Origin of the sequence: Pedobacter paludis, from assembly GCF_003173575.1 — a bacterium.
Classification (GTDB): Bacteria; Bacteroidota; Bacteroidia; order Sphingobacteriales; family Sphingobacteriaceae; genus Pedobacter; species Pedobacter paludis.
In genome coordinates, this window is the sequence record NZ_QGNY01000007.1 from 165,451 (window position 1) to 188,461 (window position 23,011).

At 38.4% G+C, this 23,011-nt stretch carries 18 protein-coding genes; 2 read left to right on the forward strand and 16 right to left on the reverse strand.

The window, feature by feature from the left end:
* The 7 genes from DF947_RS18355 to DF947_RS18385 all read right to left on the reverse strand — a co-directional run bounded on the left by DF947_RS18355 (position 1) and on the right by DF947_RS18385 (position 6,457).
* The gene (locus DF947_RS18355; protein ID WP_109931635.1) at positions 1 to 930 is read right to left on the reverse strand and encodes an efflux RND transporter periplasmic adaptor subunit; all 930 of its coding nucleotides are present in this window, start codon (positions 928 to 930) and stop codon (positions 1 to 3) included.
* A 1-nt stretch (position 931) separates the two neighbouring features.
* Positions 932 to 2,179, reverse strand: coding sequence for a TolC family protein (locus DF947_RS18360; RefSeq protein WP_109931637.1), 1,248 nt, complete (start codon positions 2,177 to 2,179; stop codon positions 932 to 934).
* Between the two features lie 117 nt (positions 2,180 to 2,296).
* Positions 2,297 to 3,088, reverse strand: coding sequence for a phosphatase PAP2 family protein (locus DF947_RS18365; protein WP_109931639.1), 792 nt, complete (start codon positions 3,086 to 3,088; stop codon positions 2,297 to 2,299).
* 3 nt (positions 3,089 to 3,091) lie between these two features.
* Positions 3,092 to 3,499 carry a hypothetical protein gene (locus tag DF947_RS18370; protein ID WP_109931641.1) on the reverse strand — a complete coding sequence of 136 codons (408 nt, stop codon included), beginning with the start codon at positions 3,497 to 3,499 and terminating at the stop codon, positions 3,092 to 3,094.
* Between the two features lie 349 nt (positions 3,500 to 3,848).
* The gene (locus DF947_RS18375; protein ID WP_109931643.1) at positions 3,849 to 5,102 is read right to left on the reverse strand and encodes a sensor histidine kinase; all 1,254 of its coding nucleotides are present in this window, start codon (positions 5,100 to 5,102) and stop codon (positions 3,849 to 3,851) included.
* Positions 5,099 to 5,776: a response regulator transcription factor gene (locus DF947_RS18380; RefSeq protein ID WP_109931645.1), complete on the reverse strand. Its 678-nt coding sequence runs from the start codon at positions 5,774 to 5,776 to the stop codon at positions 5,099 to 5,101. Before DF947_RS18380 ends, DF947_RS18375 begins: the two co-directional genes overlap by 4 nt.
* An 81-nt stretch (positions 5,777 to 5,857) precedes the next feature.
* Entirely contained in the window at positions 5,858 to 6,457 is a 600-nt protein-coding gene (locus DF947_RS18385) for an HD domain-containing protein (protein ID WP_109931647.1), read from the reverse strand.
* Between the two features lie 137 nt (positions 6,458 to 6,594).
* Between DF947_RS18385 and DF947_RS18390 the strand changes: the two genes are divergently transcribed.
* Both DF947_RS18390 and map read left to right on the forward strand, forming a co-directional pair.
* Positions 6,595 to 7,008 carry an EamA family transporter gene (locus tag DF947_RS18390; RefSeq protein WP_109931649.1) on the forward strand — a complete coding sequence of 138 codons (414 nt, stop codon included), beginning with the start codon at positions 6,595 to 6,597 and terminating at the stop codon, positions 7,006 to 7,008.
* A gap of 93 nt (positions 7,009 to 7,101) precedes the next feature.
* On the forward strand, positions 7,102 to 7,899 hold the full coding sequence (gene map / locus DF947_RS18395; protein ID WP_109931651.1) for a type I methionyl aminopeptidase: 798 nt from the start codon (positions 7,102 to 7,104) through the stop codon (positions 7,897 to 7,899).
* Positions 7,900 to 8,043: 144 nt separating this feature from the next.
* Here map and DF947_RS18400 read toward each other — a convergent pair whose 3' ends face one another.
* The 9 genes from DF947_RS18400 to DF947_RS18440 form a co-directional block, all read right to left on the reverse strand.
* Positions 8,044 to 9,723: a S1C family serine protease gene (locus DF947_RS18400; RefSeq protein WP_109931653.1), complete on the reverse strand. Its 1,680-nt coding sequence runs from the start codon at positions 9,721 to 9,723 to the stop codon at positions 8,044 to 8,046.
* Between the two features lie 117 nt (positions 9,724 to 9,840).
* A complete protein-coding gene (locus tag DF947_RS18405; RefSeq protein ID WP_109931655.1) occupies positions 9,841 to 10,974 on the reverse strand; it encodes a TlpA disulfide reductase family protein in 1,134 nt (377 codons plus the stop codon).
* Between the two features lie 46 nt (positions 10,975 to 11,020).
* Complete coding sequence (locus DF947_RS18410) at positions 11,021 to 12,451, reverse strand: PKD-like family lipoprotein (RefSeq protein ID WP_158526294.1); 1,431 nt, start codon at positions 12,449 to 12,451, stop codon at positions 11,021 to 11,023.
* A 22-nt stretch (positions 12,452 to 12,473) separates the two neighbouring features.
* Positions 12,474 to 13,325, reverse strand: a complete 852-nt coding sequence (locus DF947_RS18415) for a DUF4843 domain-containing protein (protein ID WP_109931659.1) — start codon at positions 13,323 to 13,325, stop codon at positions 12,474 to 12,476.
* An 18-nt stretch (positions 13,326 to 13,343) separates the two neighbouring features.
* Entirely contained in the window at positions 13,344 to 14,807 is a 1,464-nt protein-coding gene (locus DF947_RS18420; protein WP_109931661.1) for a RagB/SusD family nutrient uptake outer membrane protein, read from the reverse strand.
* Positions 14,808 to 14,817: 10 nt separating this feature from the next.
* A complete protein-coding gene (locus DF947_RS18425) occupies positions 14,818 to 18,246 on the reverse strand; it encodes a SusC/RagA family TonB-linked outer membrane protein (protein ID WP_109931663.1) in 3,429 nt (1,142 codons plus the stop codon).
* A gap of 197 nt (positions 18,247 to 18,443) precedes the next feature.
* Positions 18,444 to 19,565 carry a FecR family protein gene (locus DF947_RS18430; protein ID WP_109931665.1) on the reverse strand — a complete coding sequence of 374 codons (1,122 nt, stop codon included), beginning with the start codon at positions 19,563 to 19,565 and terminating at the stop codon, positions 18,444 to 18,446.
* A 149-nt stretch (positions 19,566 to 19,714) separates the two neighbouring features.
* A complete protein-coding gene (locus DF947_RS18435) occupies positions 19,715 to 20,296 on the reverse strand; it encodes an RNA polymerase sigma factor (protein ID WP_109931667.1) in 582 nt (193 codons plus the stop codon).
* A gap of 133 nt (positions 20,297 to 20,429) precedes the next feature.
* Entirely contained in the window at positions 20,430 to 22,907 is a 2,478-nt protein-coding gene (locus DF947_RS18440; RefSeq protein WP_240615413.1) for a mechanosensitive ion channel domain-containing protein, read from the reverse strand.
* Positions 22,908 to 23,011: the final 104 nt, after the last annotated feature.

The following is a 23,011-nucleotide window of genomic DNA, read 5'->3' on the forward strand; positions in this document are numbered from 1 at the left end:
CTAACGTTGTATTTTAACCTTGGCTGTATCGGCTATTCCATAATTCCCTGTGCTGATGATTCGATCCTTTTTTGAGAATTTTGGCTCTAATATTTCCGTAAACGAAGTGCTTTCTATACCTTTTTTAACATTGATTTTAACTGCCGTGGAATCGTTGATCATTTTCATTACCCAGAATTCATCCTCAGTTTCGTTAGAAAGTACGGCCGATTTTGGAAGAACCTGCGCTTGCACATGATTCAGTTTGGTTAACCTAACTTTAGCCACCAATCCTTCAGGAATCTCTTTTCCAGCTGAAACTTTAATAATATAACGTTGAGTCTGCGCCAACGAATCAACAGATGGCATGGTACCCGATACAGTTCCAGCAAGCTTAGTTCCATCAGGCAATAAAATCTCCAAAGTTTTATTCTGATGGATAATCTGATTCAGTTCGTAAGGAAGATCGAGCAGAAAAACCAGGCTATTGCGATTGCTAATGGTTGCCAGCGCTTCTCCATCCTGTACATAATCTCCGTTTTGATGGTTAACCTGAACAATGGTTCCGGCCTGTCCCGATCTGATGTTGGAAACCCCAGAAAATTTAAAGTCAGGATCGAGTTTGTTGACCGTATTTCCGATAGAACGTGCTTCCTTTGTAATCAGCGAGAACAATAATTGCCCGCTCCCAACCTGTTGTCCGGTCTTTGCATTGGTCTGCTTAACATATCCATTAATATTTGCCTTAACGAAACTCTTTTCCAGATAAGCCGAAACGGCTGAAAGTTCTACATATTCTGAAAGCGAGCTGTCTCTTGGGCTTGTTACTTTTACTGGAATAACAGGCGATGGCGCTTCTGTTTCATCTATAGGATCTGCACTGTGGCATGCTGATAAAGAAAATATAAGCAGAACTGCACCATACATAAATCTTAAATATTTTTGCATCATTTTATCTGTTCCAGTAGTTAAGTTGATTAATCAGTTTCAGTCGGTTTATATTTGTCTGCCTTAAAAGGTTTTGTGCAGACAGATAGTTGTTGATTGCGTTGATAAAATCGGAGACCTTCAGATCTCCGGTATGGAGCAATTTGTCATCTACATCTATCAATCCTTTGCTAAAGCGAATCTGCTCGTTAATTTTTTCGAAAAGCGCATCGGTATCGGTAATCTGCTGACGAATAAGGCTAAGTTGTTGGGTTTGCTGACGAAGGAAAAAATCTCGATAATAAGAAACCGTATTTGATGAAATTGCCAGCTTATCGTATTGCATTTTTTTCTGGTTGCCATCATAAATGGGAACAGAAAAAGTAAAGCCCACGCTTGCACCGAAATTTTTATAGGGTTGAAAAACCAGCGATGAACTGTATCCACCATTGGCATAAACACCAAGCTTTGGCTTATAATTAAGATTAATCCCTGCCTTTAAATTCGAGTTTTTTAAACTGTCTAATTCAAAACGTTTTACAAAAAAGTTATTGGTTAACGCTTGTGGTTCGCTCGGTAACTTCGGCTGGGCAAGTCTGGCCTGAACGGTATCAGTTATGCCTGCAAGATAGTTGAGCATGGCATAATCATTTTTAAATTGAAGTTCTGCCTGTTTCAAACTCAGCTGTTGTTGTTGCAACGTAACCAAAAAAGTTAAATATTCTGATTGTTTGTAAATATTGCTTCGGGTAAGGGTTTTCAGCAATTTTTCTTCCTTATCTAAAAGGACAACAACCTCTCTATTAAAATCTACCTGCTCCTGACTTGCAAAGGCAGTAATGTACTGATCGGCAATGGCTTTATTGAGATCGTATATCGATAGCTGTGTGGCATATCGAATAGAATCACTTTGAATCTTAATTCCCTGAAGTTGGTTGTTGATCCGTTTTTTATTTAGCAAATCGTAATTTACATTAAGCATGGCTTCCAAAGCCTGCCCATTGGTAATCACCTCATCATAACCATAACCCCGGATAATGGGCGCATACGTACCGGCACCTGTACCAGTTACTTGTGGCTTTGCCGTAGCTTTAACAATAAGGCTATCTATGCCGGCTGATCTGCGTTGGTTTTCGAAATCTTTTAACACAGGGCTAGAAATCCGGGCTTGCCCAAGATAATAATCCAGATTTTTTATCGGTTCCTGAGCCATAGCAACCTTAGCCAACATCACAAGAAAAATAATAGCAAGTGTTTTACAGATGGTTCGCATTTAGGTTTTATTTAATTTATCCTTCATAATTTTTCCAATCTGTTAGCTAAACTAAGATTCAATTATGGAGAAATTCTGAAGATTTAATCGTCCGTATTTAATGGGTTTAGGTTCACCCTAAAACCGTCCCGATAACATGAGTCCGTTGGTTCCGGGTTGGTGGAAAGGCATCAAGGTAAAATTCCCTGCTTTTTTTGTTGTGAAAAGGCTTTTCATATAAGGATAAACCAAATAAGCTATTTTTGTTGATGCAATACCAAAGCCAGCTCCGGCAACAACATCACTAAACCAGTGCTTGTTATTGTACATCCTTAGTGTTCCTGTAGCTGTCGCAACAAAATATCCGGCATAACCAATCCAAGGGCTCACATCCTTATATTCCTGATGCAAAAATTCAGCAGCCATAAATGCGGATGCGGTATGCCCCGAAGGAAATGAGTTATTGCCATTATTATTGGGGCGTTCTCTTCCAACACCTTGTTTAACAAAATGGGTAGATACACACATAATGGTTGCCGAGGTAACGTAAAGCATTGATGCATCAAACAAATTGTGTTTTCCCTTTACGCCAGAAAGATTTAAAGCATATACTGCGGCGGCTGGTGCAAATTGAAGGTAATCATCTACATGGGCAGCAAAAAGTGGGTGATCTTCCTGAAGCTCTGCCTTTGTACTCACATCCAACTGCATAAGCGCACCATGATCGTATACCGCAGCAAAACCATAACCCATTAAAACAGCTGGAGCAATAAAAGCAACCGGTTTAAATTTGCTTTTTGGCATCGGGTTCCCTGCGTACCACTTGGCCGTTGAATCTACAGGAGCAATAGAAGTAGAATCTATTACCTGTGCGGAACAAATGGAAAAAAAACCAATGGACAGTAATAAGAAAAAAAAGAATCTGCGCATGGATTAAGATTTTACCAAGTTTCCTTTTGCATCAAATAAAAAATCCTTTCCTTTCACTTCGGCCTCATAGCATACGCTTCCATCTGCCTTTGTAATTTTCGCAGCTTCTGCAATTTTTTTACCTTTTAATTTGGCAAGAACCGGAGCCGGAAGTTCGTGGGCAGCGATTGAAATTTCGGTTTCCAATAACGCTCCAACAGGCGAATAAACCTCTGAAGTTTCTTTACCGTTTAGTACGAAACCTGCCTCGTAATTGGATTTCTCCATTTCCCATTTTACACTTGTAGATGCGTGTGCCTTTTGGAATGCTGATTTAACTGCAACTGGTATTTTGGCTGCGCTGATTTTCTGAGCCTGAGAGGAGATCACCATCCCACCCATCAATAACAAAATTCCGAATAGCTTTTTCATAGTTCTAATTTTTTAATCAAAACTATAAGCCAATTTTGTAGTAATCCTGTAGTTAATGTGAGTTATGGGTCTTATTTTTTTGAATTATGCATTCACATTTAGCTAAGCCAAAGCAGAAAATCCCCGTTCTACCTATAATCGGCCTAACAAATTTTTCGGGAAGCACGGATAAAGCCCTTGCACTAACTTTAAAAGAATAATTTTCAACCGACAATTTTTGTTACTTTTTGTTGTCAAAAAGTAAAAAGCCCGTCTGGCCAAGACAACAAAAATGTTTTAAATCGCTACAAATGGCTTTTTTTCAATTAACAAAATTGAATAGACCCATAACTCACTTTAGTTAAGGCACTTAATTCAGAATAATTTCAAAAAAATGCATGCCATCTGAATTGCTATATTCAATATCGAATCCGTAAAGATTACAGATCTGTTTGCTGATGGCAAGTCCAAGCCCCATACCTTCCGATTCTGTTGATTTTGAAAAACGATCAAACATCCTATTTTGAAGATGGGAGGTTTTACCCGTATTGGAAACCGTAAGCCGATCTGCCGAAAGGCTTACCGTGATTTTTCCGCCGGCTATATTATGCCTAACCGCATTGCTAAAAAGATTGTTTAATAAAATATCGGCCAGGTAACGGCTCATATTTACCTTTCGTGAGGATAAATGGAGCGATACATTAAGTTTGTCTCGCTCAAAAAGTTCTTGAAACTGGCGGGTTTTAAGTTCGATCATGTCCTTAAAATCAATTTCCTGCGTATCTGAAATTAAGTTGTTCTCAATCTTAGCCAGTAACAATAAGGATTGATGAAGTCTGGAAAGTCTACCCGTTGCTTGGTAGATGTCTTCCAACAGAGCGCCCTGTTGCTCGGTAAAAGATTCTGTCTGGAGTAAAGAATCAAGCTTTGAATTGATTACGGCCAAAGGTGTCATCATTTCATGCGATGCATTATCGGTAAAGCTCTTAAGCTCTTTATAATCTTGCCTAACTTTTTCGGCCATTGCATTTACCGATTTATTTAGCTCGTTAAATTCATCAATTCGTGTTGGTTCTTCTATGATGTGTTCCATTTTGGTTACCTCAAAAGCTTTCATATGATGGAGAATGGCATAAAAAGGTTTCCAAAGCCTATTTAAAACAAAACGATTGATCAATAAAAGTGTTATCAGTAAAAAAATCATCACCGCTAGGGTAATAAGCAGAATAATCCGAACCAAATCTTCTGATTCGACACGCGATTTGGTAATGGTTACGATGATGGTTTTGTCATTAAGATTAACAGTTGTTACCAAGCGTCTGCCAGGTTCCTGTTCATTTTCTTTTGGGTTTAAGTAAGTGGTGTAACTAAACTCCCGAATGTCATCAGTATTACTTTTAGGCCTACGATAAGAAACCTGCTGATCTAGGTAGGTTGCTGGCAAGGGTAATTTTTTGTACGTACGGGTGTACTGCCTGATCTCGTTCTCCTCAACGGCCAAATCCTTATCAAGTTTATTGGTCAATATCAAGTGGATAAATAAATAGTAAATTATCCCAGTAATAATGAGAACCACAATTGAAGTTAAAATATTGACTCTGTTGTAACGGGTAGATAGTTTCATTGGTCGCTAAATTTATAGCCTATTCCATAAACCGAACGCAAATAGTCTTTTGCACCACCCTCACTAAGTTTTTTCTTTAGATTTTTAACGTGGGTATAAATGAAATCGAAATCATCCGATAAATCCATTTCATCGCCCCAGAGATGTTCTGCCATGGCATTCTTGGTAACCACTTTGTTCCTGTTAGATAGAAAATAAACCAGCAGATCAAACTCCTTTTTTGTTAAACCCACTTCGGTTTTACCAACAGTTGTTTTCATGGCCACAACATCTACATTAATGTCATTAAAGGTAATAATGTTGTTTCCGTCAAAATTTTTCCGCCGTACTATGGCACTTACCCTTGCCTTAAGCTCCGAAAGGTGAAAGGGCTTAACCAAATAATCATCTGCTCCAAGATCAAGCCCAGCCAATCGATCATCAAGAGAATGCCTGGCAGATATAATTAAAACACCATCTTTCTTTTTAGAATTTTTAAGATTGGTTAAAAGTTCAAGTCCTTCTCCATCAGGAAGACCGAGATCCAATAAAATACAATCGTAGTTATACAGCGATATTTTTTCTGATGCCGAAGCAAAATTTACGGCATGCTCACAAATGTTTCCCTCGCCTGTAAAGTAATCGAGGATACTTTCGTAAAGTGCAGGTTCATCTTCTATAACCAAAATTTTCATGGTGTAAATTATCAAATTAAGCCGAAATTATAAAGCCTTTCTAACACTAGAACCCGCTGTGGCGACATTTAAAATCGGAGATTAAGTAATTCTTTTAAGTAACAGGGATATGTTATCTGCTTTCTTTTCCTGTAAAACTGTTTTTCCAAATATGGTAAAGTATTCGTGCTGCTGAAGCATATGCAGATTAAGTTTATCCCATGCAAGCTGGGAATATTCCAAATCGAGATTTTCTTTCCACTCTGCTTTTAACCTACTGGCATAATCCTGATAGTTTTTAAGTGAAAAATGAAAGAAATCGGCATCGCAGATTACAGCTTCAAGCTCATTTTTAGGGTTTTGAGGGAACTTTGTTGCCAAAATACAGTTCCTAACCATTTCTGTTCTTTTCGCATCAAAACCGTTTTGCATTAAAAATGCAGTGGCTATATTTGCGCTCGCTTCCTCATGACCTGCATATTTTTCGGTGTACCCTACATCATGCAAAAACGCTGCAAGGATAACCACCAATTTCTCCTCTTCTAAAAGTCCAATGGCATTCCCTATAATTTGAACGCCCTCTACAACAAGTAATGTATGTTCTAAGTTATGGAAATACATTTTCTCTGAAAGCCTATTTCTCAGCTGTTCCCTAACGAAATTTTCTACTCTGTTTAATAGCGGCTCAACTGTTTTGTTCATTCAGATTAATTTAATCTGGTGCAATAATAAAGGTGAATTCTGGAGTAAATCTGTAGCAACAATTTGATTTTGGATCGAGATTCAACTTTACTACAGAATTGAAAGGTATATTGGAATTTGAACTTTAATTTTGAAATATGTGGAAATATTATGCAATCTTATCGGCATTCTTTGCGGCAGCAACAGCAATATTGGCCAAAATCGGGATAAAAGGTGTAAACGGAAACCTTGCTACAGCCATTAGAACAGTTGTAATCCTTTTTATTGCTTGGGGAATTGTGCTGGCCAGCGGAGAAATTTCCGAACTGAAAACACTTAGCAAAAACAACCTCATCTTTCTTGCACTTTCAGGTGTAGCAACAGGCCTCTCCTGGATCTTTTATTTTAAGGCTTTAGAAACTGGAAATGTTTCAAAAGTTGCGCCAATTGATAAATTGAGTGTTGCAATTGCAATGGGACTTGCATTTTTAATTCTCAAAGAACCAATTGATACTAAAACGTTAATTGGCGGATTAATGATTGTTGGTGGAAGTCTGGTTATTCTATTGTAATTCCGAACCATAATGGTTACTTATTTTACCCAAAGCCGATTACTAATCTGAATTACAAAAAGCTTTTGAAAACTTATTAGTAATTTTGCGCCCATGATTTTTTACAAAACCGAAGAACAAGTAGAACTGATGCGAATCAGTGCACTTTTAGTAAGCGAAACCCTATCCGAAATCGCGAAGATCTTACGTCCAGGCTTACAGACTATTGAAATTGATAAACTGGCGAATGAATTTATTTTGGATAATGGCGCTGTACCATCATTTTACAATTACCACGGCTTCCCTCACCACATTATAACCTCGGTAAATGATGTTGTGGTACACGGTTTTCCAGGTAAGGAAACCTTAAAAGATGGTGATATTATTACGGTTGATGTTGGAGTAATCAAGAACGAATATCACGGAGACCATGCCTATACCTTCGTAATTGGCGATGCAAGTGAAGAAGTTTTAGATCTGGTAAGAACAACAAAGGAATCACTTTTTGTAGGTATAAAAGAAGCCGTTGTGGGTAAAAGGTTAGGTGATATCGGTTTTGCGATTCAAAATCATAATGAAAAGAAGGGATATGGTGTTGTAAGAGATTTTGTTGGTCACGGACTTGGAAAAAGCATGCACGAAGATCCGCAGGTACCCAACTATGGTAAAAGAGGCAGTGGTTTATTGCTAAAGGAAAATCTGGTATTGGCAATCGAACCCATGATTAATCTCGGTAAAAAGGAAGTATTTATCGAAAAAGATGGGTGGACAGTGAGAACGAAAGACGGAAAACCTTCGGTACACTTTGAACATGATGTGTGCATTAAGAAAGGTGAAGCACTTATTTTATCTGATTACACACCTATTGAGGCTGCAGAAAAAAACAATGCAAATCTGAAATTAAGCTCCTAATCGTTAATGATAAAACAAATCCCGAATCAGGTTTGATGCTTTTTAAATGGCAAACAAGCCTGAAATAAAATAAAATTAAGGTGCTCAAATTGAAATAATTCTTTTGAACACCTTAAAATGGAGCGCGAAAAATTTATTTGAATTTTATCTCATCAAAGCTTTGCCCATAAAGCTTAGCAAAACTTTGGTCGGCACGCAGATGGTTGCGGTTCTGCTGAACCTGGCGATGTTTATTCCATAGAAATTTCCATTTAAATCAAATATGGGCGTTCCACATGCTGTGGGTTTAATGGCGCCATCCTGCGCAAAAACCTGCTCGAAACCATCTCTCCTCACGGATTTTCCACCTTCAAATTGCTCTGCAGGATGATTAAAAACAGCCTGTGCTTTTTGCTCTAGAGGAATAATCTTGGTTTTTTTTATGCCATCACTAATCCATTCAAAAGTCACTTCATCATCTGCCCAAAAATTAAGAATTGCCGGTGCAAACTCACTGGCTTTGGTTAGGCTTTTACCATTAATGGAAACAAGCTCATCTCCTACTTTTAAACCTGCTCTACCTGCTGGGCCATCTGGTTTAATTAATGAAAATTGAATCGGACTAGAATTGTAAACCACCATCGCACCCAAATAAGCCTGACTATTTACCTTTGGCAAACTAAAGACAGAACTACTTAAAATGCAATGAGTTAAACCACCATCTGGCATAACGGTATATAAAAACTTTCCCATTTCAATTTTTTGTTCATTGCCAGCCGAACTCAAATGGATTCCACCGTCTATATTTTTATCGGTCTGCAGAAGTATCAAATCATCATCTTGGTCTTTTGCAATTATCTTTAGGGGCATTTTTACACCACCCATAACCACCACCGGATTAGAGCCCACCATGGTGTTTTTGCTAAAAAACACCTGCTTTTTTTCTCCATTTAAACTTTGAAAATTAATAAGCGTTGCCCCGATATTTGCCAACGAACCTTTGAGATTGCTCTCTATAACGAAACTAACATTAGAAGCGGGCTTAATCCGGCTAAAATCTGGTTTTAGAAGCATTGATTCATTCTCCTGCTGGATAATCTTTTGCATTGGATCAACCGCAACGCTGTCTTTATTTTCTGGAAAACGATTATAATTATACCCTAAGTTTAGAGCTGTCCAATATTTTCGATAAAGATCAATCGGAATTTCGAAATTTTGATCTTCAGATACATCGATTGCACTATGCAGCCCAATAACCCTACCCATATAATCAAACAATGGCCCACCAGAATCGCCCGGTTCCATTTTACAGCTCGAGCGTATAAAGCCATAGGTATTTCTCACTTCTTCAATTCTTCCTAAGCGCAGGGTTGGCAAGTTTTGGTTCAAACTCTCCGGATAAGATATACTGATGCAGGGCTCATTTTTAACTAAACTGGAAGAAAAACCCATTTCTGCAAAGGGCCAAATCCCTTTATCCACAATTTTCATCATGCCCACATCGGGTATACCTGGTGTTTCCTTATTGTCTATTCTCCCCAAAGCCATTGCGATACATTCTTTTCCATCTGGAAAAAAGACCTTATAATTGTTTCCAGGGATAATGGTATGCGCAGCGGTAAGGATATATCCATCAGCAGATACTACAACTCCACTAAACTGAGCACTTGTGCGCTGGTTTTGCTGTACGTCAAACCCCCACATCCGAACACTTGCGCCATACGCTTTTTTAACTGCTGTGTTAATTTTAGTTTGAAATTTATCAATTTGCTTAGTCTGCGCATCAACATAGTGGTTAAAGCACAACAATAAAATTAGAGTGAAAAGACTTGGTTTTATTTTCATTGTTAAATTTTATATTTAATCAAGATCGGCAATAAAAAAGGTATGGCCATTTTATAGACCATACCGATCGCATAGGTAAATGAGTAATTAATTTTTTTTAGCTTCCTATAAATTTGCTTAATTAAATAGTTCTGCAAGTTTTTTATTTAAGGGTTCCCCTCTTAAACCATTTCCAATAATTTTGCCTTGAGCATCTACCAAGAAACTTGCAGGTACCGCACGAACGCCGTACAAACGACCAACCTCGTTATTCCAGCCTTTCAAATCGGAAACATGCAACCAGTCCAGTTGATCTTTTTCAATGGCTTCCAACCAGCGCTCCTTAACGTTATCTAACGAAACAGAGATAATTTCGAAACCTTTATCTTTATATGTTTTATATTGTTTTACCAGGTTTGGGTTTTCCGCTCTGCATGGTCCGCACCAGCTTGCCCAAAACTCTACCAATACAACTTTTCCTTTTAAACTAGCTAAAGAAATCGGTTTACCGACTACATCGTTCTGGGTAAATAAGGGCGCTGGCTTTCCAACAGCTGTAATTTCATTTGCTGAAATCCGCTGTGCAAGTTCTTTGCCCATATCCGTGGTTTGATATTCTTTTTTCAGTGCATTAAACAAGGGTTGCACCTTTGCTACATCCACCTTACTACCCGCAGCTTCAGAAAGTGCGACAAGCGCAAAATAAGATTCGGGGTGTTCTTTCGCGAAAACGAACTGCTTATCTGTACGATTTTGGATGTTTTTTCTAAAACGCAGATCAACATGACTTTTAAAGGTACTGTCTTTCTGCTGTTCTGGAGTACCGCTGTTAAAATCGGCATTCACAGCTTTGGTAAGTGCCATGATGGTACCACCGATTGCTTTATTGTAAGCATCATATTCCTGATATACCTTAGAACCGGAAAATACCGCGTTTTCTAAAGAATCCTTTGAAGTAATCGTTACCTGTTCTTTTCCAAAATAGAAATAGATCACGTCGCCAGTGTAAACCGCTTTTCCTTTTCCTCCTCCTGAATGATCGAGCGCCATCCGTGCATATGAATTGCCAGAAACATAGCCGGTAAATTTAAAACTGCCGTTAACTAAAGCAACAGAATCTTCATGTCCTACACCATTATCCATGTAATCGATATATGCCATGGCAGGTTTTCCTAAATTCCCGATTTTTCCCGTTAAGCTAAAATTCGGAGTCTGCGCCCAGGCCATTGCTGGCAACAAAAGAACGCTTAATACTAATTTTGATATTTTCATTTTCGTGTTTATGTTAAAGGTTTGAATGTGGCTTGTGGGCCAATTGTTATTTTCGGATTACGATATCTACAGGAGCTCCCGGTATACCATTAATGGTTTGTGTAATTACTCCGTTTTTGCCAACGCTTACATCAACCGTATAAACGGCGCCGGTTGCACCAACCGTAAGTGTGTTGTCGTCTGTACTAATCTTAAGCATAGATACCTTTTTGCCACCAAAGTCTGCATCCAGAACTCTCAAATCTTCATTAAGCGGATTATATCTGTAAATTTTATCGTTAGAGGTGAAATAGAATACATTTAAACTGTTTCTTTGCCATTTGGTGTCGGCATTAACCAAGGATGCACCTTTAAAAATGCGCTTGTACTCAGCTTTGATTTTCTTGTTTACCGAATCAAATTGATAGGTGAATGCCAGTTCATAAATACTTCCATCAGCGGCTTTGAAAAATGCATAGTATGTGCCAGATTGACCAGTTTGCATAAAAAGCAAATTATCCATCCCAATATTCATTGGATCGAAACCTGTTCCTGTTTGATCCACAATATAATCTTTACCGAGATAGCTTCCATCGCCTGCAAAGGTTACAAAGCCCTTAGATTTTGTATCAAAAGCAAAGTAGAAAGATCCCGCATGCGTAAAATATTTTGATAACGAATAATCGCCAGCCTGCTCGTTTGCAAACTTGCCGTAATCTGGCGCAAATGGAGCGGTAGAAAGAACGCCCACATAGAGTTTGCCATTTACAACACCAGTTGGCACCGTACCCATATAAGCCTCCAGATAACCGGGAACTATGGTGCCAGGCTGGGTAAAGAACTGGTCGTTAAAGTAACTTTTCCTCAACAGGGTACTGGCATCTAAAACAGGGCTTTTTTTAGTTTGATCGTTGCACAATATCCAAAACTCCTGTTTGGTAATGGGCTGGTATGGAAGCGGATCAGAAAAGTAGAGCTGTACCGGATTATTGGGTAAAACCTCTCCATGAAATGCATTGTAAATATCTGCGATTACCGTTTTATTATCGGGTTTTATAAATGATAACTTGGTTACCCCATTATCCACAGTCAGCACCAATTTACCTGAGGTAAACTGGGTACTTCCATTTACTTTAAAAGGCAATACATATTTAAGTCCATTACGTTTATCGGTAATAATCAGCTTTGCTGTACGTAAACCAGGACCCAGATTGTAAACAATTCTTAATGGATATCCTGTATAAACGGCTTCGCGAAGTTCTTCCTGTACGGTAATTCTCCACTCATAAGATAAATCGGTGAGCGGGTTTGCGCCCTCTAAAGCAACCTTGGGTTTTAACACCAGCGAATCACCAAGAAGTGCTGCAAAGGTAGAATCCTTGAAAGCACTTAAGGTTGGTTCTGACGGTGGATGATAATCGTAATTGCCCAAATCCTTTTTACAGGCCGTATATAAACTGGCCACAATGGCCAGTATTAAAATCAGTTTTAATTTCATCTTACTTTGTTTTAATGAAATGTTAAATAATAATTTGTTTTCCGCTCTCATCAATAAAGAAATAGCCGTTTACAGCTGCAAAGTATTTTAAGGTATAGCGCTTGGCAGGTGTGGCTTCGCTGTAGAAATCGTAATCGTTTGTGCCATCAGTTTTCTTGGTTAGCACATACCCCTTAGTCGGATTTCTTGCAATCCAGGTTGCCGGATCTTTAAGAAAAACCCTAAAGTTTTCGATATAATACAGGGTTCTCGGAATCTCTAAAAAGGCATTGGGTTTAGACATGTCTACCAAATCAACTGTACCTGAAGAGATCAAAAAGAGCTGATGTTTTATTCTGCCATACTCCCCAAGTGAAGATTCCCAATACATCCACCAAGCTGGTTTCTCCAATCGATTGGAGAAAATAATCTTCTTGCTTCTAAGTGCAACCGGTAAATCAGCAGAAAAATCTCCGCCCGAAACCGTTCTAAATCCAATGGTTACAGATTTATTCGACAAAGCATCATCCGTGTTTTTGATGATTAATGGAATTTTTGTTTTCCCAGAATCAGCAGGCAAAGTATACGAAGCTTTTAAAGCCTCGTAATGGATTCCTTTTACGGCTGTTGTTGAAGAATCTACAATATTTAGCACAAATTGTCTAGCATGCGAAACCCGTGGACCAGTAACTACAATTGGAACCCATATTGTATCCTGCGCCAAACTTGGATTGTATGCAAACGAATAACTTAGCGTTGTGGTGTCCTGATTCCCATCTTTATCCAGATAGCGGAGATAAACATTATCCTTTGATTGATAAGGCATCATCTCGTTTTTTTTGCAGGCAAATAATATCATGCTCAAAAGCAAAATATAAATGATATTCTTTTTCATCTTTATTGTCTGTTTAGGTTAATTTCTATAAGCCTGCTCATCTACCGGAAGTGGAAAAACAAAAAGCTTATCCGATGGCTGGTAGATTAATCCAGTAGTGGTAATGATATTTAAATTAAGACGCTTGTGCATAAAGAAATTTTGGCTCTCACCGTAAAATTCCTTGCGGTACTCTCCTTCCAGCTCGTTAATAAAATCTAATTTCGAAATACCGGCACTTAAGCTTGCGCCTATGCCTCGATGTGTGCGGAGTGTATTGAAATAATCTACAGCAACGCCCGGATTGGTATCAAAGCTTGCCTCGGCCGCAATCATGTACATTTCGCTTAAGCGCAAGGCAGGTGCTACAAGTGGATGCAGATTCTCAATCGGACTAGAATTTACAAGATATTTCTGCAGGTAAAATCGATCTGTATTGCCCGCACTTTTTACAATTCTAAACCATTGTTTGTACCGCCAGTCATCAGCGCCCACTGTGCCCAAATTATATATCGCGTTAATTTGATCGGCTGTTGCGGAGTAATCTGGGTTATCTCTAGAAAAAAGCCCAATTAACTGATCCTGAGACTTTGGAATAAACCAGCCAAATAAAATCTCGTTATAAAATATCCGGTCTCGTTTTGCAACATCTGCATTAAAGAAATCTTCCTTAATTGTCCACGGAAATTTTAAAGATTCTATTACTTCTTTTGCACTGCTTAAAGCATTTGCATTATCCGATTTATACAGATAAACCCGAGCCAATTCGCCTACAACCGCATAATAATTCATGCGATGTCTCCTGTTTTGCAGAAATAGAGATCCATTTTTCAGCTCTGTGGTCTTCTCTCCTTTTGGATAACCCACAACATAAGTTCCTGGAATTATGGGATCAATCGTTTTTAGCAAGGTCTTCGCCTGTTGCAAGTCTGCAATCACCTTGTCCATAATTTCAGATACGGTAGAGTAAGGTGTGGTTTTGGTACTAACCGTAGTTACATAGGGCATGGCCTTAAAAGAGGGGTTGTTTTTAAAAGAGGTACCAAACATCCTCAATAAATCGAAATGCATATAGGCACGCAATGCCAGCGCTTCCCCTTTAATAATCTCATAGTTATGGTCCCTAAACAAACCTTTGCGTTCATCTATCACTTCCAAAATCTGGTTTACATTGCCAATAGATTTGTAGGAGCTTGTCCATATGGTGTTTATCTTATCAACAAAACTTGGAAGGGTGTAATCGAAGGCCGCAATCCTTTGGTAGTTGCCATCGCTAAACTGATAGTTCTGCGCCATAATATCCAGATTGCTAAAGGTTAAATTTCCGCCGTACAAATTAGTGCTGGCAAAGCCTACATAGGCACCGTTTAAAGCCTCCTTAAAGCCTTCTTCGGTAGTAAACAGCTCTTCTTTAGAAACTTCGGATTCCGGCTGGATATCCAAAAACTTTTTACAGGAAGAAAAAGCGATAAGCGTGAATAATATAAATATGTATTTTTTCATTTTCTTAGATTTAGAATGAAGCCAATAATGAAACCGTTAAACTCCGTGCAAAAGGATAGCTTGTACCTCGCTCCATTTGAATGCTTGAAGTTCTAAAAATGTCGTTCAAAGTCATGGTAGTTCGTAGATTTTGGAAGCCGATCTTTTTGATTAATTCCCTTTTAAAATCGTAAGAGAGATAGATTGATCTAAGCTCCAGCAAATTGTCTTTTTGCACAAACCTCGATGAAACATTGGTAATCGATAAATCGGCAATATTTTTAAAGAAAGTCTGATCGCCAGGCTTAATCCATCTTTGATCCAATACCCTACTATCTACGTTAAAGCGTGGATCCGCATTTTCTATTCTGTCTACAAGTGTCTGATTATAGCTATACCCGCCAAAACGATAGTAAAAACTTAGGCTTACCATAAAATTTCTGTAACCAATATTGGCCGATAGGTTGCCCTCTGCCTTCGGTGCGCCATCAGCAACGGGCATAATGTCTTTCACATCCCATACATAACTTAGGGTTCCATCCTTTTTCAAAAAGATTTCCTTTCCGTTTTCCGGATCGATTCCCAATGAACGAACTGCATAAATAGCCGATAAAGACTGTCCCTCATTGTAGCGCAACAATGGTGTAGATTGCGCTTTTTTATCTGGGTTGGTTTGATACTGATCAATCTTATCATTAAGTGTTTTTAACGAATTAGAAAGCTTTACCAAGGTATTAACATTGTGGGCCAAATTACCCGTAATGTTAATGTTGAAATCTTTGTTTCTGAATGCATTCGCCGTTAAATACAACTCATAACCTTCATTGGCCATATCGCCCAGATTTTCCTTGTAGGTTGTAAAACCGGTTGATGGCGATAAGTCGATATCGGTAATTAATCCCTTGGTTAGCTTATAATAATACCTCGGCGAAATGACAAAACGATCCTTAAATAAGCCCAAATCGATTCCAACATCATAAGTCTTTGTTTTCTGCCACTGTAAATTACTGTTTCCATACCCCAGAACCTGTGCACCTAAACCGGTAGAATACCAGTTCGATGGATCATACTGATAAATAGATCTGGATAAATAAGCCGGGAAAGAAACCGAACCTACAATACCAGTGCTTGCTTTTAAACGCAACTGACTAACCACCTTCACGTTTTCCATAAAAGGTTCTTTGTGCATATTCCAGCCTATACCGGTTGACCAAAAGGGAGCAAATCTTTTATTGGAGCCAAAGGCTGATGAACCCTCGTATCTGAAAGATGCATCCAAGAGATATTTATTTTTAAAAGAATAATTGCCCGAGAAAAATGCACCGGCCAATCTATTTTCGGAAACATTACCGCCTGGTGCAGAATTCTCTTTATAAATCCGGGCAAAGCCGATATTGGTAAAACGATCGTTAGAAAAACCCTGCGCCTCAATAAATTTATCATCGCTTCTAACTGCAACCACATTTGTACCGAGCACCAAGTTAAAATACTGATCGCCTATTTGTTTATTATACCCCAAAGTGGCTTTTCCATCAATCGCCAAACGGTCACTTTCGCTCAGCGCATAAGAGCCTTTATTGTTTAACTTATCGCTTGCATAAGCATAAAAAACACTGCTCAATGGCGAAACAAATTTATCTCCGGTAGTTTTGCTTTTGTTTAAGCTAATCTGGCTTTTAAAAGTTAAACTAGGTGTAAGTTTCCAGTCTACAGAGAAAGCATCAATTAACTCTAAGTTTGATGATTTATCAAAACTGGCCAAACTGCCTTCAAAAAGCGGATTAAAAACATAGGTAGTTTTAATTTGATCTGGCCCATTCTGATGTGTATCTACCCTCCAGTTGGCAATTTCCTGAATTAAATCTCCATTCTGATTGGTTTTCGGATAGTATGGATTCATCCGTACATAGGTAGAAAAGTCGCCATAAGGAGAATTATTTCCATTAACCTGTGTAATACTAATCTCGTTTCTAAACAACAGTTTGGAACTTGGGTTGTAAGTAAAATTCATACCCCCACTGTAGCGATTGCGATCTGATTTTTGCATAACGCCGGGTTGCGTTTCGTAACGCAAATCAACCCCATATCTAAATTTTTGATCGCCACCTTGTACGTAAATAGAGTGTTTCTGGCGATAGGCATTCCTCAGCGCTTGAGACAACCAATAGGTATCAACCCCACTGGCCACATTTTTAAGCCTTGCAAAATACTCAGCATCCAGCTGATCTTGGTTATAAGCAGTTGTTAAACCGCCATCATATAAACCCGCCAGTTTTTCATAAGCCAGTTTATCCGCAGCATTTAAAACATGATAATCGGTTAAATCTGGTGCATTAACACTTAATTCATAGTTGTACGAGAGCTGAAGTTTTCCCGCAATGGGTGCTTTCGTTGTAATTACAATAACGCCATTGGCCGCTCTTGAGCCATATACGGCAGTCGCCGCCGCATCTTTTAACAACGTTACAGATTCAATTCTGTTGATATCGAGATCGGTTACCTTTTGGAGTGTAACTTCAAAGCCATCCAACATAAAAGCCGGAAGATTGTAATTGCTCGAAAGGTTATTTCGATCAAGTATGTTCTCCGTATCTTCTATGGATGGCAGAGCTGTTGCCCCACGGACATTAATTTTTGGTAACGCATTCGGATCAGAACCAAATAGATTATTGTCAAGTACCTTAAACGATGGATCGAAACTCTGGATACTCTTTAATAAATTCTGCGGATTGTTTTTCTTGAGTTCATCTCCACTTAGAGTAATGGCGTTTCCCGTATAGTTTTCTTTTTTAATGGTTTGATAACCGGTAACCACAACATCGTTCATCTGTGTAAGCTTGGAAGCCAGCTTGATGCTCAGGTTCTTATTGCTGGTAACTTTGGTTTCAAAGAGTTCATAGCCAACATAGCTAAAAACAAGAATCGTTCCTTCGTCTACACTAATTCTAAATTCGCCCTTATCATTGGTCATGCCAATACTTGAACCATTTTTAATTGAAATGTTTACGCCCGGCAGTGTTTCGCCTGTAGATTTGTCTGCAACCACACCCTTAATTTCTATTTTGGAAACGGGACGATTATTTTGATCCGGCAAATTTTCTTTATTACTGATTACAATTGTTTTGTTAACAATATTAAAACTCAAGTCCTGCCCTTTTAAAGAGGCACTCAATGCTTCCGTTAATGAGGCATTCTTAAGTTCGATAACAACATCAGGTCTACCCTGCAGCAACTGCCCTTTATAGAAGAAAAAATAACCGGTCTGTTTTTTAATTTCTTTAAATACGCTTTTAAGCGAAGTAGTTCTACGCGATAGGGTTACGGTTTGAGAAAAGCTGGCTGCCGATAAATGCATGGCACCAACAAGTAAAAGAATTGTAGTCAATTTCATGACCAATAAAAATTTAATCCTTACCCTCCGCATTTCGCATGCGGGGTTGTAAAGGGTAGTTAATTTCATACCTTTGTATTGAATGAGGTTAATAAATAGCAGCTTGCTTCGAAACCCAGCTGCTGGCCCAAATTTCTACCGGAAGCGTTCAAGCGCTTTCGGTTTTTTTTTAAGGTACGATTCTAAATTTCTGGTAATTTTTTCATCATAAAGTTTAGTTTGGTGGTTAATTGGTTGATTGGTTTTTGAGGTTGATGTTTGTTAATTTATTTCGTTCCTGATATGGTTAATACTTTTCCTTTAATATCTGTATGAACGTGGTTCAGTTCTAAGATTTCAAATACATCAGAAAGATTACTGTTTCGCGGAATCTCGCCCACATATTTTTCGTTTTTGATTTTGCCTTTATACACAACATCTATGTCGTACCAGCGTGAAATCTGACGCATAACCGTCTCCAGATCATCGTTATCAAAAGAAAAAATATTGTTTTTCCAGGCCATCTCTTTATCAAGGTCTAGCTGTTTATCTACAATTAGATTATTGTTTTCTTTATTCAATTGAGATTGCTCTCCAGGATGCAGCTTAACATTTGCCAAGCCACTGGTTACTTTTACCGAGCCCTCCAAAAGCGTTGTTTTTACAGCACCTTCATCATTATAAGAATTGATGTTAAAATGTGTTCCCAAAACTTCAACCGTTTCCTCTGCTGTTTTTACTCTAAAGGGTCTGGTTTTATCTTTGAAAACTTCAAAATAAGCTTCTCCATTAAGCTCAACCAAGCGCTCGCCCTTGCCAAAAGAATATGGATATTTTAATGTTGTGGCTGCGTTAAGCCAAACTTTAGAACCATCGGGCAGGCTGATTTGATATTGACCGCCCCTGGGAGTAGAAATTGTATTGATTCCGGAAATATCTGATGCACCCGCTTGGGCAACGTACTCAATTTCGCCGTTTTTAGTTTTGCGGATCAGGATGCCATTTTGATTGGCGATTTGACCCTCTTTTGCATCATCCAGATCCACCTTGCGCCCATCAGCCAAAGTAAGCACTGCTTTGTTGCCACCAGGTAAAACATCTTTTAGTTGCCTCTTGGCTGTAAATTGATTCAGATCGCTTTTGCGATTAAGAAAATAAAAGCCCACGGATAAGCAAAGTACAATGCTTGCGGCAACGCCAACCATTTTTAATAAAGGTAAAATGCTCGGTTTCCTGTTTTTGATCAATAGACTCCAAACCAAATTCTTGCTTTCTTCGATAATAGCCTGGCTGGGTGCCTCCTTTTCTATCGGCATCTGAATGTACCATTCTTCTACAAAAGAAATTTCTTCGGGTGTACAATTTCCCGAAAGGTATTTATCCAAGAGTTTTTTGGCATCTTTCTCCATTATAACAAAAATCTAGTTTGGTTGATTACTATATATACGGCGAAGCCATTACCTTGGGGGTAGATGAAAAATAGATTTTTTATAAAAAACCAGAAAAAGACCTTAAAAATCTTGGAAACGAATAAGATAAAAATTCATTCGGATAAAAATCAATGAATTTTTAATAGAAAAGCGAGATAAACAAATATACCTAAACGAGACTTTAGTATTCTAAGCGCATTTTTTACCTGAGTTTTAACTGTTAACTCAGAAAGGCCCAGTTCTATTGCAATTTCCTTATGCGATTTATTTTCTTTTCTGCTTAAAAGAAAAATCGTTCTCATTTTCGGTGGAAGTGCATTAATTTCCTGCTCAATTAGCGAAGCCATCTGTTTTTCTCTCACCAAATGATCGGTAAGCACATGATCCTGATCCAAGAAACTTTGTAGGGAATCAACATATTTATGCTCTACCTTTTGATGGGCGAAAACATCTAAAATTCGATTCCGAACAGCAGTATACAAATAGGCAGAAAGATTGCCATGCTGTTCCAATTGCCCTCGCTTAAGCCATAACGTTTCAAACAGTTGATGCACCACGTCTTTAGCCTCTTCCTCATCATTTAATCGCTTGCTGGCATGAATAAAAAGCAGCCCGAAAAAGCGATTGTAAATTTCTGTATACGCCTTCTCATCATTCTTGCTGAGCAAAAACGCCAATTCACTATCAGAAAGGGAATTATAGGAATACATAATAAGGATTACGCAAAGATAATATTAAATAAACCGAAATTCTAACGCTGTTTACGGTTCAAAGGGGAACGGCTGAGATCATCAAAATAGGTTTCAATTTGCACATCACTATAGATGTTATATCAAATTTCAGCTAGATTTCTTTATCATCCTTTTTATCAGTATGCAAATAAACCTCTTGCTGTGGAAATGGCACTTGAATTTGATTGGCTTTGAACGCTTGATTGATGGATATTAACAAATCACTGCGGGTAGGATTATTTTCTGACATATGTTTGGTCCAAAAATAAATCTTGATATCAATTGAACTGGCTCCGAACTGTTCAAACTGTACTACAGGAGCAGGCGTTTTACTAATTCTTTCTTCTGCTTCAAGGATCTCCCTTAAAAGCTGCCTACATTTTTCCAAGTCAGTATCGTAAGCAACACCAATAACTAGGGCCACCCTTTTTCGATTGCCGGCTAATGTCCAGTTCATAAGATGAGAATTTAGCAAATCACCATTGGGCATCACCAAATCTGCACCATCCCAGGTGGTGATTACACTACTTCTAAATCCAATTGATTTCATGGTACCGCCCTGACCATCAACATCAACAATGTCGCCAACGTTTACAGGTTTTTCAAATGCAATAATTAAACCGCTCACCAAATTATTAACCAGGGTTTGCAAACCAAAACCAATACCCACGCCCAATGCACCAATAATTATGGTAATCCGATCCATTGGAATACCCGAAGCTGCAATGGCGAGAAATAGACCGGTTGATAAAATAAAAATACGCACCAAAAGCACCCAACTGCCGAGTCTTTGCTTTTTTTGAGCTTTATCTTTACTCATCGTAAGGTGCTCATCCGAAGCAAAAAACGAAACAACTTTCGATACAATAACCGAAATCGTCATGATTGCAAAAAATAAAAACAAGGAGTTTATACTAAACGAATAATCTCCAATGGTTCTGCTTTTACTCAAAAAACCGAGCAAAGGCTGAGACAGGTATTCGAACAATGGAAAATTATGCCCCACTAAAATGATCCATCCAAGAACCAAAAAGACATAAAGTAAAAATGGAGCCCTTGCACCAACCCTTCCAAAGTTTAAATAAAATAGCTTTTTATCCTGCACAGTATACACATCAAAAGCCAATACCAAGCCTTCGTTGATGAATCTGACCACCCACAGGAACAGAATCGCAACAACCACATTAAGAAAGCCACCAATAAAAAGTGTTTTTGAAACATTATAGCGGCCAAAAATATTCATACCAGCCGCACCCAGCTCTAAAATCACCATAAATGCGATGGAATAGGCAATCCATTTCTCTTTCAGCTCATGATGGCGCTTTTGAAAAAGGATAACAATTCCGGATAAAATGCCCAATATCGACACCAAAAACATAAACCAACGTTCTATCCTTGATGCTTGAAGAACCATATTATCTACCGCAGCCAGAAAGAAAAAGACAACCATTAGCAACCAGACCGACATCCAGTATCTGGTAATATAACCTCTAAAAATAAGGGTGAGGCAAATGCAGGAAATAATCCAAAAAATAAAATTGAGAATAAATGGCGGCGAAATAAAGATAAATTGAAAAATACTGATCACCAATAAAAGCGCAGATAGCAAAGGATACCTAATAACGAGTTGTCCTTCATAATCTTTTGTCAACAATCTTTTTGCCGTATAAATATGCTTTAATGACCGGAGATAAATAAAAGACAAAACGGTTAGTCCGAACAATGATAGCAATTTCCCGATGTTATTTAAGGTATAAAACTCAAGTGTAAGGATACCTTTTATCCTAGAGAAACTCAAAATTTGTTCGAATGGACGGTAATAGCCCGGTTTATCTCCAATATTTGGAAATTCTCGCTGAAGTGTAGCCACGGCCATTTTCTGTTCATCACGTTCAATCTCATCAATACTCAATTTGAGCTGGTTAATTTCAGAATTGTAGTCATTAAGCAAAAGCTGCACATTTCGGCTAGCAAGCTTTAGTCCGGTATCTACAGGTTCAATTTCTTTCGCAACGGTTACTAGGCTATGGAGATAATCCATCAGCTCCAAAGAATCTTTCGGAAACTTAAAAAGCTCGGCAGTGGTTAACAGCGAGTCAAGTCGAAATCGATACCCATTGAGGTCTTTTTGTCGAGCATCAAGTCTGTTTTTTTTCTCCCTTGCTTCGCCAATCAACTCATTGATTATTTTTTTTGTGGCGGTTAGGTTACGATAGGTTTGGGCTGTTCCTTTATGAACAAAAACCCCATCAGCCGCTACCTTATAATCATCTCTAATCTCTTTAAGGGTTTCTTTAAGTGCCATCGTGTCAAGACCCGATTTTATGTAGCTTTTTGCATTCTGCATCGTAAGCCTCACTTCTTCGAAAATCTTCACCTGAACAGCTAGGGCTTTGTCAGATTCAAATTCTGCCCTGCTCCTGGTTGCAGATTGTTTGGCGAATTCCTGCATTCGCGCTACGAAGCCTTTGGCCGTGCTGTCTTTGCGGATCGAAGCTTTCGTATGATCATTGCCTTGTGCAAAACTGTATGCGCTTAGGCCACATAAAAATGCAAGCAGAAAAATCCTAAATAAGATTGGGAGATTCATAGTTGGGAGACTTAATTCAATAATACGGAAAAGGCCATTTTAAAACAATAAATCATTAAAAAAAGAACAAATTAATTTACATATACAACTGATTATAAGCCACC